15 protein-coding genes are annotated in these 13844 nt (G+C 60.7%); 5 read left to right on the forward strand and 10 right to left on the reverse strand.

Annotation, left to right across the window (positions count from 1 at the left end; genetic code table 11):
- Positions 1–57 precede the first annotated feature (57 nt).
- Positions 58–495: a DUF3995 domain-containing protein gene (locus C8K58_RS22800; protein ID WP_027606517.1), complete on the reverse strand. Its 438-nt coding sequence runs from the start codon at positions 493–495 to the stop codon at positions 58–60.
- 93 nt (positions 496–588) lie between these two features.
- Here C8K58_RS22800 and C8K58_RS22805 point away from each other — a divergent pair, with 93 nt between their 5' ends.
- Complete coding sequence (locus C8K58_RS22805) at positions 589–978, forward strand: DUF2946 domain-containing protein (protein ID WP_027606518.1); 390 nt, start codon at positions 589–591, stop codon at positions 976–978.
- 95 nt (positions 979–1073) lie between these two features.
- Complete coding sequence (locus C8K58_RS22810) at positions 1074–3200, forward strand: TonB-dependent siderophore receptor (protein WP_027606519.1); 2127 nt, start codon at positions 1074–1076, stop codon at positions 3198–3200.
- Positions 3201–3282: 82 nt separating this feature from the next.
- On the opposite strand, the gene C8K58_RS22815 is transcribed toward C8K58_RS22810, so the two are convergent.
- Positions 3283–4299, reverse strand: coding sequence for an ABC transporter substrate-binding protein (locus C8K58_RS22815; RefSeq protein WP_027606520.1), 1017 nt, complete (start codon positions 4297–4299; stop codon positions 3283–3285).
- A gap of 133 nt (positions 4300–4432) precedes the next feature.
- Positions 4433–4882 carry a hypothetical protein gene (locus tag C8K58_RS22820; protein ID WP_051429370.1) on the reverse strand — a complete coding sequence of 150 codons (450 nt, stop codon included), beginning with the start codon at positions 4880–4882 and terminating at the stop codon, positions 4433–4435.
- Positions 4883–5296: 414 nt separating this feature from the next.
- Between C8K58_RS22820 and C8K58_RS22825 the strand changes: the two genes are divergently transcribed.
- The 3 genes from C8K58_RS22825 (at position 5297) to C8K58_RS22835 (ending at position 6218) form a co-directional block, all read left to right on the forward strand.
- The gene (locus C8K58_RS22825) at positions 5297–5563 is read left to right on the forward strand and encodes a hypothetical protein (protein WP_081744443.1); all 267 of its coding nucleotides are present in this window, start codon (positions 5297–5299) and stop codon (positions 5561–5563) included.
- A 115-nt stretch (positions 5564–5678) separates the two neighbouring features.
- Positions 5679–5909, forward strand: coding sequence for a hypothetical protein (locus tag C8K58_RS22830; RefSeq protein ID WP_027606522.1), 231 nt, complete (start codon positions 5679–5681; stop codon positions 5907–5909).
- A 72-nt stretch (positions 5910–5981) separates the two neighbouring features.
- Entirely contained in the window at positions 5982–6218 is a 237-nt protein-coding gene (locus tag C8K58_RS22835; protein ID WP_027606523.1) for a DUF2789 domain-containing protein, read from the forward strand.
- An 81-nt stretch (positions 6219–6299) separates the two neighbouring features.
- Here the strand turns inward: C8K58_RS22835 and C8K58_RS22840 are convergent, their stop codons facing one another.
- The 7 genes from C8K58_RS22840 to C8K58_RS22865 form a co-directional block, all read right to left on the reverse strand.
- Positions 6300–7982 (reverse strand): methyl-accepting chemotaxis protein, encoded by a 1683-nt coding sequence (locus C8K58_RS22840; protein WP_371263380.1) that lies wholly within the window; start codon positions 7980–7982, stop codon positions 6300–6302.
- Positions 7983–8078: 96 nt separating this feature from the next.
- Positions 8079–8483, reverse strand: a complete 405-nt coding sequence (locus C8K58_RS22845) for a TraR/DksA C4-type zinc finger protein (RefSeq protein ID WP_003191666.1) — start codon at positions 8481–8483, stop codon at positions 8079–8081.
- A 325-nt stretch (positions 8484–8808) separates the two neighbouring features.
- Entirely contained in the window at positions 8809–9831 is a 1023-nt protein-coding gene (locus tag C8K58_RS22850) for an ABC transporter permease (RefSeq protein WP_024076018.1), read from the reverse strand.
- 58 nt (positions 9832–9889) lie between these two features.
- On the reverse strand, positions 9890–11443 hold the full coding sequence (locus tag C8K58_RS22855) for a sugar ABC transporter ATP-binding protein (RefSeq protein ID WP_027606525.1): 1554 nt from the start codon (positions 11441–11443) through the stop codon (positions 9890–9892).
- Positions 11444–11508: 65 nt separating this feature from the next.
- A complete protein-coding gene (locus C8K58_RS22860) occupies positions 11509–12444 on the reverse strand; it encodes a sugar ABC transporter substrate-binding protein (protein ID WP_027606526.1) in 936 nt (311 codons plus the stop codon).
- Positions 12445–12492: 48 nt separating this feature from the next.
- Positions 12493–12669: a hypothetical protein gene (locus tag C8K58_RS32550; protein WP_162844258.1), complete on the reverse strand. Its 177-nt coding sequence runs from the start codon at positions 12667–12669 to the stop codon at positions 12493–12495.
- A gap of 127 nt (positions 12670–12796) precedes the next feature.
- Positions 12797–13825, reverse strand: coding sequence for a Gfo/Idh/MocA family oxidoreductase (locus C8K58_RS22865; protein ID WP_027606527.1), 1029 nt, complete (start codon positions 13823–13825; stop codon positions 12797–12799).
- Positions 13826–13844 lie beyond the last annotated feature (19 nt).

A 13844-nucleotide genomic window follows, 5' to 3' on the forward strand; every position in this document is an offset into this window, starting at 1 on the left:
AAGGATGAGAGCAGTTTTTATTTGAGCGGCGTAGATCGGTGTGTTGTGTTTCCCTCATTAACCCCACGCCACCACCAACAACCCCACCCCCAACGCCAGGCACAACGGCGAATAGAACCACGTATCCCACCGCGCAAACCGTGACCCGCCGACTTTCTTGAAAAAACCCACCAACTCCGAATCCCCAATCGCGCGGGCAAACATCAGCAGGGCAATCGCGCTGATTCCCCATTGCAGCGCCGCATGGGAGACCGCCGAAAAGTACAGCCCGGCCCGCAGGCACACCAGCAGCGCAATGCCGACCAAGCCCATCGCCACCAGAAAGGTACCCAGCGCCGAGGGCCTGAATGCAAGGCGAGGCCCGCTGGCGAATTCGCCGGGCAGTTGGGGGATGGCGGCGAGGCTGCCGAGTTTGCCGCCGGCAGCCCAGTACAGGTGCACCATGCTGATGCAGGTAAAAATGCCGACGATCCAGCGTGCGATGACAAAGCTCATGGCGGGCGCTCCCAGAAAAGGTGCGAGACAGGATAGTCGCCCTGGGATTTTTTGCAGGCATTTCGTCGGCGGCTGATGGTAAAGTGCCGCCCCATGAAACTCGCCCGCGCCGACCGCTCGCTCATTGCCTGGATGCTCTATTGCTGCGTCCTGTTCAATGTGTTCGCCTGCAGTATCGGTCACGGGCAGATGGTGGGGATGCAGCTCAATGGCATCGGCGGGCAGTTCTGCACCGTCGACCCGCGTACCCAGGCGCCCAAGCCGTCCAACTCCAGCGATGAGAACCTGCCGACGCTGGCCAAGGCGTTCGGTTGCCCGCTGTGCTCAACCGGCGGCATGGGCCCGGCGCTCAGTTCGAGCCTGAATGTGGCGGTGTTGCCACAACCCCATGCGCCACCGCCGGCCGTCGTACTGGCCGCTGATATCCCTGCCCGCTTCACCTGGCCCACGGCTAACCCGCGCGCGCCGCCCGCCTTCGCCTGATCCCTTTGCTTTCCCATCTGCACTGACCACCGGTTCCACACGGAATGACGGACGGCCGTGCGTTGTTTTCAAGCCAAGTTTTTCAGGATTCAACCATGAAACATCTACCCCTGTTGGCGGGCCTGTTCGGCTGCCTGCCTGTCTGCGCCTGGGCCCTCGAACTGGCTCCGACCACCATTGATGGCGAATCAACTGCCGAACCCGGCCTCACCCTGGATCAATCCAGCGGCGTGGCGTCGCGGCTGGGACTGAGCGTGCGGGAAACCCCAGCGTCGGTTGCCATCGCCAATCGCAACGACATCGAACGCCATGGCGCCAAGACGTTCCGCGATGCCGCCAACACCCTGCCCGGCGTCAACGCCAGCGCGCCGCCGGGTTTTGGCGGTTTTGTCTCTTACCGTGGGTTTACCAGCAGCCAGATCACCCAGATGTTCAACGGTATCAATGTCGCCACCGGCCTGGCCCGCCCCGTGGATGCCTGGATCTATGACCGCGTGGAACTGGTGGGCGGCCCCTCCTCCCTGATCAACGGCGCCGGCTCCGTCGGCGGCTCGCTCAACTATGTGACGAAGCTGGCCACCCGTGAGGAGCAGGCCGCCGAAGGTCAGCTCACCTATGGCAGCTACGACACCACCGGCATGGCATTCGGCGTCAATCACGCGCTGACCGAGCCCGGCGCCGAAGTGCAGCATTACGCGCGCCTGGATGTGAGCCGCAACACCAACCACAGCTACATCGACCGCGACCAGCGTGAGGCCTGGAGCCTGGCGTTTTCCCTGCTCAGCGACCTCACCCCCGACCTGTCCCATACCCTGGCCCTGGAATACCAGGATGAACAGGAAGACAGCCCTTACTGGGGCACGCCGGTGCTCAACCCCAAGGCCGGCGAGCTGAAGATCGACAAACACAACCGTTTCAATAACTACAACGTCGCCGACGGCCGTTACGAGCAGCGCACGATCTGGGCGCGCTCGATCATCGACTACCGGATCAACGACAGCACGACGCTGAAAAATACGCTCTACCACCTCGACAGCCAGCGTGATTACCGCAACCTCGAAACCTACCAATACAACGCCGGCAACAGTGCGGTAAACCGCTCGACCGCCTACCAGGTGCGCCACCAGGGCGAACAGCACGGCAGCCAGTTCGAACTGCGCCATGACGACCGTCTGTTCGGCCTGTCGACCACCTGGTCCGGCGGTTTTGAGTACAAGGTCAACAGCACCACCAACACGCCGCTGAATGTGCCGGGTAACAGCACCGTGGACCCGAACGGCTTCAACCCCGGGCACTTCTACGACATCCCGCGTACCCGGGAGAATTTTGGCAAGGACAAGACCAATGAGGTCACCACCAAGGCGCTGTTCGTGGAAAACCGCCTGGGCCTTACCGAAAAACTCTCGCTGCTGAGCGGCCTGCGTTACGACGCCATCGACCTGGATGTGACCAACCACCGCGCGATCACGGCCACCAACCCACGGCACTTCAAGCGCCATTGGGAACCGGTGACCGGTCGCGTCGGCCTGACTTACCAGTTCATCCCATCGGCCAATGTCTACCTGCAATACAGCACCGCCGCCGAACAACCGAGTACAACCACCCAGGTGTTCGATGTGTCGACCGGCAAACAATGGGAGGTGGGCAGCAAGTTCGACTACCTGGACGGCCGTGGCTCGGCCACCGTTGCTGTCTATAAGATCGAACGCAAGGACTTTGCCGTAACCGACCCGCAGGACCCGACCACGAGCATCCCGGTCGGCGCGCAGTCATCGAAGGGCATCGAGCTGGCCAGTTCATTGCGCATCACGCCCAGGCTGCTGGCGGAAGGCAACGTCGCCTGGGTGGATGCCGAATACGATGAGTTCAACGAGAAAATAGCCAGTGGCGCGGTGGTGTCGCGCAAGGGTAATACACCGACCAACGTGCCCAGGCGCGTCGGCAACCTGTGGTTGACCTATGACTTTGCCGAGGATTGGCAAGGCGGCGTGGATGCGCGCTACGTCGCCGAGGTGTATGCGGACAATGCCAACACCCAGACGGTACCGGCCTACACGCTGTTCGGGACGTTCCTGCGCTACCAGGTGGATTCACACACCTCGGTGACCGGCCGGGTGCGCAACCTGACCAATGAGGTGTATGCCGAGTTTGCCCATGTGTCCCCGGCGTATTACCTGGGGGCGCCACGGACATTCGAGCTGGCGGTGCAAACCAGATTCTGAAGCGACACTGCAAACAACATGTGGGAGGGGGCAAGCCCTCTCCCACATTATTTTTGATCTTCGCTCGGCAATAAGCGCGTGCTTACTTCAAGCTGGCTTCGACCTTCTGCGCCACATCCTCGGTCAACCAGGCCTTCCACACCTCCGGATGCTCCTTGAGGAATGCCTGGGCCACCTCCCGAGGCGCGGTGTGATTCTCGCTCATGGTCGCGAGGGCTTGGTTCAGCGGCCCAATCGGCAACTCGACCTTCTCGAAAAACCCGGCAATCTGCGGATGCTCCTTCTGGAACGGCGTGGACACGCCAATACTCAGCTTGGATGCCAACGACCGAGTGGGCTTCGGGTCGGGGTTATCCGCATCCGTCAGGGTCTTCCAGGCCTCGGCATCGAACGGTGGCTCCTCCAGCTGGATCAGCTTGTAGCGCCCCATCAACGGCGTCGGTGACCAGTAGTAGAACAACACCGGTTTGCCGCGACGGATGGACGAGGCAATTTCGGCATCCAGGGCAGCTCCCGAACCGCTGCGAAAGTTCACGTAGCTGTCATCCAGGCCATAGGCCTTGAGCTTCTGTTTGTTGACCACTTCCGAGGTCCAGCCGATGGGACTGTTGAGGAAGCGCCCCTTGCCGGGAGACTCCGGGTCCTTGAACACGTCCTTGTAGCGCGCAAGGTCTTTCACGCTCTTGAGGTCCGGTGCCAGGGGCTTGATACCTTTGGACGGATCACCCTTGACCACGTATTCCGGCACCCACCACCCCTCGGTGGCCCCCTTGACCGTATCCCCCAGGCCCACCACTTTGCCTTCGGCCTCGGCCTTGACCCATACCGGGCTGCGGCCGGCCCACTCTTCACCGATGACCTGGATGTCGTTCTTGGCCAGGGCGGTTTCCAGGGTGATGGTGGTACCGGGCAAGGTGTCGGTGGGCAAGTCGTAGCCCTTCTCGACGATGACCCGCAGTATTTCGGTGATCAGGCTGCCGCTTTCCCAGTTCAGGTCGGCAAAGTGCACCGGCGCTGGCGCGGCCGAAACGGGCAGCGAAGCCACTGCCAGACCCAGGGTCGTCAGCGATGCAGCCAACAGCGTTCTCAATCCTTTCATGCCCTTGCACCTCGCGATGTCGCAGCAAACAACGAACGGCTTTGCTGTCTATGCGCGAAGCCTCTGAATAGTTAAGTCAACTCAACTGTAGTAGAGGTTCCGGGAGATAGGAGATGTTCGCAGTATTTACCGATTATTCACTGGCCTTGAACGTCACCAGCTCACCCTTGCGCCATTTGGCGGCCTTGCCGGTCACGGCCTTGAGGGTCTTGGTCAGGCCTTCCTGCAGTTGTTCATGGGCCGCAAACACCAGCATCACACTGTGGCCTTCCTTGAAGACGATGCCCTGGCCTTCGGGCGAGGACACAAAGGCATAGTCGCCCAAGCCATACACCGTCAACTTGATGTCGCGGAACTTGAGTTCGAACTTGCCACCTTCGCGACTGGGCAATACCGCAGCACGGAAGTGGTCGCCCACCTTGAGTTCCAGACGGGGTTTGTCATCCACAACCATTGCCGCTTCGGTATCGATTTCGGCGATGTAGATGCCTTCCGGCGTCTGCTCAGTGATGTAAACAAAACGGGATTGAAACTGCTTGACCAACTTTGCGCGCAAATCACCCAGCACGAACAACGCGTGCATATCCAGATTACTGACTGCCAAGGAAACGCCCCCACATCGAAAAGAGCACTGTCCGCCGGAGCGGGCAGCACAAAGAAACGGCCATCTCGGCACGATCACACAACACATTCATGGAAAACTGAAGAAGACCCCGTTGCTGCGCCCAAAGCCCCGGACAGGCATGCACGATGGGCCTTGCGCAGGAACATCAGGCATCGCAGGAGATCACAGGTTCAATAACCAGAGAATACCGGTCGACCCGCTTCAGAGAATAACACTATTAAAAACGCAGTTTCCGACAGCTCATACAAACAAAAACACCTCGGCGTGGAACCAGACGCCGACTGCCGACGACAATACTAAAACAGCAACACGGGTCAAAACCACCTGTAACGCCGCTGGTGGGTCAACAAGATCGATCGACAGGAGCTGACCATGCAACGACGCCAATACGACGCTATGTCTTCCCGCACTCGTTCATCATGTCAGGACGAACAGCAATACTACTGCTTACGCAGTCCCAACGGGTACCCCGATTCCGTTCTTTACCAGGTTGTACCCGCCGGAAGAAACTTCTTCCATATCCGCGAAGTCACCAGTGGCAGGATCAGAGGCTTTCGCAGCGACCACATCGAGGCCTGTGAACTGGCCAAGCGGCTGGAGGCCTCACTGCACGGCGGAATCGTTTCGTCACCCGGATGACTTTACTGCGCCGCCGCCCTTCAACAACTGCCATACTGGCCTGTCCATTGGAATTTGCTCCCTCACGGGCCAGGTTTCATCAGTGCTGTTGGTTACCTCGAAGGGAAGGCGATACGTGACGGAATTTGATATTGGCGAATTTTTCATCCATGGCGACGCAAGGGAAGTCGACGGGGAGTTTCAAGCAGTGATCGTGATGCGCGCCAAGCCGCCGTTGACCACCGTCACCACGCATCAGGTCGAAAAAGACCGGTGGTTCAAGACCTTCGATACCGCCGCCAGCGCCGGAAAAGAATCCGCCCAGGCACTCAAGGCTGCAGTGGATTCAGGGGCACTGACCTCCTGACAATCCGATCGAACTCTACCGCGCCACAAGCCTCCCATGCATAACGATCCCGAAACCCGCACGGAGACTGACATGGACGCGCCAATACCGACACTCGAAACGTTATTTGAACAACTGGGCCTGGACTCAACCCCCGAAGCCATCGACGCCTTCATTGTCGCGCACCCGCTGAGTGACGACGTCAAGTTGATCGACGCGCCGTTCTGGACGCCGCAACAGGCACAGTTCCTCAAGGAAGAACTGCGTGAAGACGCCGATTGGGCCATGGCGGTGGATGAGCTGAACCAGCGCCTGCATCAACCGCAGTAATCCACACAATACCGGCTGCCTGGGCGCAATAGCGCTTGCCAGGCAGCTGGTATTTCCCCGTCTCACAGACGACCACAATCCCTAGCGCGCAGCCTTCGCCCCCTCCGGCTTATACCCCAGGCGCAAGCCCCCCCAATGCCGCCCCCGGACCATGATCGGCACCGACAAGTCGTGCATCAACTCGCCGGTATCGCGGGTGTAGGTCTGCAATAGCACCGCTTGCTGGTGGCTGCCGCAGCGGATCCCGGTGCGGTCTTCGAACTTGCGCTTGGTGCGGTTCTGCACCGCGTCGACCTGGGCATCGCCGGTCAGTGCCTGGGAGAACGCCTTGTTGTGCGTCGGCACATAGCCCTGGGGCGTGCAGGCAATGGCAAATACCAAGCCTTCATGGCGTGGCAGCAGTGCTTCCTGGATGGCCGGCAGCACCTGGTCGGTGTAGCCATCGAACCGGCTGTGGTACTTGCTCGGGCTGGTGTTGGGGATCAAGGTGTAGCTGCGGTCGAACAAGTCATCCAGGCTGATGCGGTTCTGCTGTACATCGGCTTCGAATTGCGCGGCAATCCGGCTCGCGCCTTCGCGCGCCAGGTCGTAGATGCGTTGGTGATAGTCATCGAGCCCGACTTCCGCCAGGCGCTCGCTGATCGTTTCGGCCTGCCCTTCCATCTGCACAGCGGCCTCGGCCAACTGGCGGGTCTGCTGGTCGCTCACGATAAGATCGCTGCGCATTTGCTCCACGGCGTGGAACAGGCTGTCGAGTTGGGCGCGGTTGTTGTCGGTGCCCTGGGCGATTTCATTGACCTGGCCTTCCACACCCGCCGCCAGGCCGGCAATGTTCTCCAGGTGCTCGCCGGCGTGCTCCACCTGCTCGACCCCGGTGTGCAAGTCTGCCGAGAGCTGGCGAATCTGCTCAACCACCTGGGCAGTGCGTTGCTGGATATCCGCCACCATCACCCCGACTTCATCGGTGGCCGTGGCCGTGCGGCCCGCCAGCCCACGTACTTCATCCGCCACCACGGCGAACCCGCGACCGTGCTCACCGGCCCGCGCCGCTTCAATCGCGGCGTTGAGCGCCAACAGGTTGGTCTGGCTGGCGATGGACTGAATCACCAGGGTCACCCGCTGGATTTCTTCACTGCGTTGGCTCAGGGCTTCAATCAACTCTCGACTGGCATTGGCGCGCTGGCTGAGCTGATGCATACGAATGATCGACTGGGCCAGCACTTCACGGCCTTCAGTGCTGCGCTGATGGGCCTGGCTGGCCGCCAGCAGGGCCTCGCGACTGAGTTGAGAGGTGACCTTTTCGGTGCTGATCATCACTTCGGCACTGCTGACGATCTGCTTGGCCGCGCCCAATTGCGATTGCACTCGAGCCGCCAGTTGCTTGACCGAATAGGCGACGCCGGCAGCGGACAGTGCGTTGTGGCTGGTGGTATAGGACAGATCGCGGGTCAGCTCGCCAATGGCATCGGCAGTGACGGGCGGTGTCGTGCGGGAGGTGCGGTTCATAAGGCCTGGCAGCCAGATCACCAGCAAGGCAATGGGCAGGCAGAGGTAGATCGGCAGGCTGGCAAACGCCAGGCCCAGCAGTACCAGCACCAGGACGGCGCTCTGCAGGAGCGGCATCAACCAGCCGGGCAACCCGCGCACCACCGGTTGCGGTGGCACTGCTGTGCCCATCAGAGCTCCGTCTCCAGCCATTGTCGTTACCCCACTGTTTGTCATTTTTGTCCCTGCATTAAACGCCACTATCCAGCCATTATCCATGGGCCTTTAGTGGGGTAGCCTGCAGCAGATCAATAGACGGGGCGTAACGGGTCTTTCTCCGGGGAACCGCCCAGGCGATCCCCCAGCTTCAGCGCATCAGGCCTGGCGCTGGTGCTTGTCGATCTGCTCGTGGCGCTCTTGCGCTTCGATGCAGTACTTGGTGGTCGGGCTGATCAGCAGGCGCTTGAGGCCGATAGGCTCGCCGCTGTCATCGCACCAGCCGAAGGAATCTTCCTTGATGCGTTCCAGTGCACGCTCAAGCTGCGGCAGCATGCGCTGGTCGCGGTCGATGGCGTTGACCAGCCAGGTGCGCTCTTCTTCAACGGAAGCGGCGTCGGCAGGGTCGGCCGGGGTGTCCAGGCTTTCAATGGCGATGCGGTTCTGCTCAATGCGCTCGTGGTGTTCCACCTTCATGTCCTGCAGCAACTTCTCGAAAAAAGCGTGCTGTTCGGCATTCATGTAGTCATCCGCCGGCATGGCCAGCAACTTTTCCTTTGTCATTGATTTCTCTATAAAAAATACGTGCATTAAGGCGAATAAGGGAGCGTTCCGGTCGACCTCTGCAGGTCTCGGAAAGGCGCCATCCATTCCAAGCGCCACCCGGCACTCAATTTACGAGGGGCGGCAGTCTAAGGCCGACTTGAGGGCACAGCAACTGAAATGACAGGCATTTTTACCGATATAACCCCCAAAGGCACCAGGACGGGCTTGGCGAATGGTTATCGGAGTGCGTTTATAGCAGGAAAGTTCGTACAGCAGCTATAAGCCGCAGGCTGCAAGCGACAAGCTGTAGAGCTCATCGGACTTGCAGCTTGCAGCTTGAAGCTCAGCGCTTGAGCTTGCGCTTGTTGCGGTACTGGTCGATCACCACCGCCACCACAATGATCAGGCCCTTGATGATGTCCTGGATATACGCATCCACCCCGACAAAGGTAAACCCGCTGGCCATCACCCCAAGGATCAGTGCGCCGATCACGGTACCGGTGATACGCCCTACCCCGCCCGCCAGGCTGGTGCCGCCGATCACCGCGGCGGCAATCGCATCCAGCTCATAGGACATGCCCATGCCCGCCTGGCCGGTGGCGGCGCGTGCCGAAGCCACCACACCCGCCAGGCCTGCCAGGAGACCGGCAATGCTGTAGACGATGATCAGGTGCCGCTTGACGTTGATCCCCGAGGTCCGCGCCGCCTGCATATTGCCGCCGATGGCGTAGGTGTACTTGCCGTACTTGGTGTAGCGCAGGGCGATATGGAAGATCACCGCCACCACCAGGAAAATGATCACCGGCATCGCGCCATGACCGATGGCCGTGTACGAATCCGAGAGCATGCTCACCGGCTGGCCTTCGGTGTAGTAACGCGCCAGGCCACGAGCCGAGACCATCATGCCCAGGGTCGCGATAAACGGCGGGATACCGGTGACGGCGATGATGCTGCCGTTGATCGCCCCCGCCAGCAGCCCCACACCCAACCCCATCGCCACCGGAATCCACACCGGCAAGTCTGTCAGCGAAGGGAACACCGCCCGGGAAAAGTCGGAGGTTTGCGCCAAACTGGCGGCAATCATCGCCGACAGCGCCAGTACCGACCCCGAAGACAGGTCGATCCCCGTGGTGATGATCACCTGGGTCACCCCGATCGCCAGCAAGCCGATGATGGACACTTGCAGGATCATCAGCACCAGGCGCTGGGAGTTCATCAGGAAGCTCTGGTCCCGCACGATCCAGCCAAACAGCTCAAACACCAGGCCGATGCCGATCAGCACCAGGAAGATGCTCAGCTCGGTGGGCAAGCGCCGACGGTGCTTGACCGGGGCCGTGGCAGGCTTGTTGTCCGTTATTGCGTTCATAGCCAATCACCTTCTTATTCTATGGCGCGGGCCAACCGCAGGCCCGCGCAGCTGTTCGTCAGTGGACCGCGGTCATACCGGAGGCCAGCTGCATGACTTTTTCCTGGGTCGCATCGGCGCGGTCCAAGGTACCCATCAGTTCGCCTTCGTGCATCACCATCACCCGGTCGCTCATGCCCAGCACTTCAGGCAGCTCGGAGGAAATCATGATCACCGCCATGCCTTCGCTGGCGAGGAAGGCGATCAGGCGATAGATCTCGGCCTTGGCCCCCACGTCGATGCCCCGGGTCGGTTCATCGAGGATCAGCAAGCGTGGGTTGGTCATCAACCAGCGCGCCAGCAAGGCTTTCTGCTGGTTGCCGCCGGACAGGGTGTCGATGCACTGCTCCAGGGACGGCGTCTTCACCCGCAGTTTCTTGCACATGTCCTCGCACAGGGCGCGCAGGGCTTTCTGCTGGATAAACCCGTTGCCCGAATAATGCGGCAGCACGGCCATTTCCATGTTTTCCAGCACCGACAGGCAGGGGAACAGGCCACTGAGCTTGCGGTCCTCGGTCAACAGCGCAAAGCCTTTTTCGATGGCCATGTGCGGGTCGCTGATGCGCACCGCCTCGCCATCCAGGGTGATCTGCCCACCGCTGCTGGGGGTGATGCCGAAAATGGTTTCCGCCACATTGGTGCGCCCCGAGCCCATCAGCCCGGCGATGCCGAGGATCTCACCGGCATGCAGGTCGAACGACACGCCCTGGAACACCCCGTCCAGGCGCAGGTCGCGCACCGACAGCAGCAGCTCGCCAATGGGCGTCTCGCGCACCGGGAACAACTGGCTCAGCTCGCGACCTACCATCATCGAGATCAGGCTGTCGCTGTTCATGCTGTCGGCGCGTTGCAGGCCGATGAACTGGCCGTCGCGGAACACCGCCACTTCATCGGCAATGGCGAACACTTCGTTCATTTTGTGCGTGATGTAGACAATGCCTTTGCCCTGGGCCTTGAGGTCGGCAATGATCGAAAACAGGTGGGCCACTTCCTTCTCGGTAATGGCCGATGTCGGTTCATCCATGATCAGGATGTCGGAGTCGTAGGACACAGCCTTGGCAATCTCGACCATCTGCCGCTCGGCGATGCTCAGGTTGCCCACGTGCTCCTCGGGGTCCAGGTTGATGCGCAGGCGCGCCAGCAACTCGGCGGTGCAGCGATGCATTTCGCGGTGGTTGACCATGTGCAGGCTGTTGAGCTGCTCGCGGCCGATCCAGATATTCTCGGCGATGCTCATGTGCGGCATCAGGTTGAGTTCCTGGTGGATCATCGCGATCCCGGCTTTCTGCGCCGCCAGCGGCGTGTCAAACACGATGGGCTTGCCGCGCAGGCGGATTTCACCGGCGTCGGGCTGGTAGATGCCGGCGATGATCTTCATCAAGGTCGACTTGCCCGCACCGTTCTCGCCCATCAGCGCCAGCACCGTACCGGGGCGTACACGCAGTTGTACGTCGGCCAGGGCCACGACGCCGGGAAAGCCTTTGCTGATGTTGACGATTTCCAACAGGTAGGGTTCGTCCAGCGGCAACGGCTGGATCCCGGGAGGCTGCGAGACAGTGGCTTGAGCGAGCATAAGACGGTACTCCATCAGCAGGGCGGGCACGACCGCCCTGCCGGTTCATTGTTGTTATGTCAGGGCTACTTGAACGTGGCGACGTTTTCCGGGGTGATCAGCTGGAACGGGATGATCACGTTCTGCTCGACCGGTTCCTTCCTGGCCATCTTGCGCGCCGCTTCCACCGAACCCACTGCCTGACCCTTGGCGTCCTGGAACGCGGAGGCGGCCATGTCACCCTTGGTGATCGCATTCAAGCCATCCGGCGTACCGTCGACACCCGCGATCAGCACACTGCCCTTTTCCTTGCCGGCCGATTTCAGCGCCATGGACGCGCCGATGGCCATCTCATCGTTGTTGGCCAGCACCGCATTGAACTCGCGGCCCTGGGTCAGCCAATCGTTGACCAGGGTCATGCCCTTGTCCCGCAGCCAGATACCGGTCTGTTCCTGTTCGATCTTGATGTCCGGGTACTTGGCCAACACTTCCTTCACGCCCTTGGTGCGGTTGGTGGTGGAGTTGTTCGCCAGGTCGCCCAGCAGGATCACGATCTTGCCCTTGCCGCCGAGCTTCTCAGCGATGTATTGCATTTGCAGCTTGCCGGCCTCGACGTCATCGGAGGTCACGGCCACCACGTCCTTGGGCAAGTCCTTCTGGTCGGGACGGCGGTTGACGAACACCAGCGGGATGCCGGCCTTGGTCGCGGCATTGATGATGTTCTTGGTAGAGGCCGTGTCGACCGGGTTGACGATAATGGCGTCGACTTTCTGGCTGATGAAGTTCTCCACCTGGCTCAGCTGCTTGACCACATCGGCACGGGCGTCTTCGAACTGCAGCTGCACGCCGTCACCCTTGGGATAGGACTTGGCCTGCTTGTCCATGTCTTCGCGCAGGTAAGTGAGGAAGGTGTCATCGAAGGCGGACATGCTCACGCCGACCTTGATGTCGGCGGCACTGGCAACACCGCTGGCCAGCAGCATGGATAAAGCCAGCGCGGTAAAACGGATCGGGGTCTTCATGAACGGTCTGTCTCCACTTTCTTGTTGGTTTTTTGGACGTTGCGTTTATCAGAGCTCGGCAGGCACGCGTACGACCGGTGCGCCTGGAATGCAGCAGACCAGCGCGCCCTGGTTTTCGACGCACAGCACATTAAGGAAGGAGAAGTAGAACGGCCGGGCGCGGGGCAGGCCGCGGGGCGTGTGGGCAGGGCGTAAAACTCGCAGTACAGCGTTGAAGATTTTCATCTGACGGTACCTGGTTGTTTTTGATCTTGTTTTTGTTGAGTCGTGCGAATCGAGTCCGAACGTACTTTATGCAACCTGGAAAAGACTTTATTGGAAAATAATTTCCATATCAACCTGTTTTAGAATTTTATTCTATTTTTGTTGAAACCACCTGCTGGCGCTCGGCGCTGAGGCGTGCGGCGTCCAATATACGCGTGGTTTCCAGCGCATCATAAGCGTCCACGGGCAACGGGCCCTGCCCGTTTACCGCCGCTTGCAACTGGCGATAGAACTGGGTCCAGCAGCCCTTCTCCGACGGCACTCGCTCACGTTCCGGCCCCTGTTCGAACCAGCCCCAGCGGCGATGTTCTTCTGCGCCCCAGTGTTCGCCTTCGGTTTTCGGCGACTTGCCGGCCATCAGCGCCTCTTCCTGGCCATCCAGCCCGTCCACGGTGTAGCAACCCGAGGTGCCACTGACGCGAAAACGCGGGGCCTGGCTGTTCTGCAGGGCATTGCCCCACAAATGGGAAACCACCCCGTTAGCGTGGGTCAGGGAGACGAAGAAGCCGTGGTCGACAGTGGGGTATTCAGGGGTGAACTGTAACTGCGCAAAGACCCGGTCCACCGGACCGAACAGTTGCAGCGCCTGGTCCACCAGATGGCTGCCCAGATCGCGCAACCAGCCGCCGCCGCTGGCATTGCCCACGGCCTGCGGGCTGTAGCGCTCGACGCGGGATTCAAAACGGGTGATCTCGCCCAGGGCACCGGCGTCGATCAATTTGCGCAGGGTCAGGTAGTCCGAGTCCCAGCGCCGGTTCTGGTAGACGCTGAGCAACACCTCATGGCGCTCGGCAGCCGTGATCAGCGCCTGGGCCTGTTCGGCGTTGGCGGCAAAGGGTTTGTCGCTGACCACCGCCACGCCGTGCTCGATGGCTTCCAGCACCAGCGCCGGACGGCCCTTGAGGGTGGTGGAAATCACCAGGGCATCGACGCCGGCTTCGACGATCTGGCCGATGCTGTCAAAGGCCTGGACGCCGGGGTGGTCGGTTGCCAGTTGCTGGCGACGTTCGGGTGAGCGGGTGACGACACCGACAAACGTTGCGCCGGGCAAGGTCGCAATCAGCGGCGCATGAAAGAAGCGCCCTCCGTGGCCATAGCCGACAAGTCCGATTCTCATGATCAACTCCTGAATTGAA

Origin of the sequence: Pseudomonas sp. GV047, from assembly GCF_003058245.1 — a bacterium.
GTDB classification, from domain to species: Bacteria; Pseudomonadota; Gammaproteobacteria; order Pseudomonadales; family Pseudomonadaceae; genus Aquipseudomonas; species Aquipseudomonas marginalis.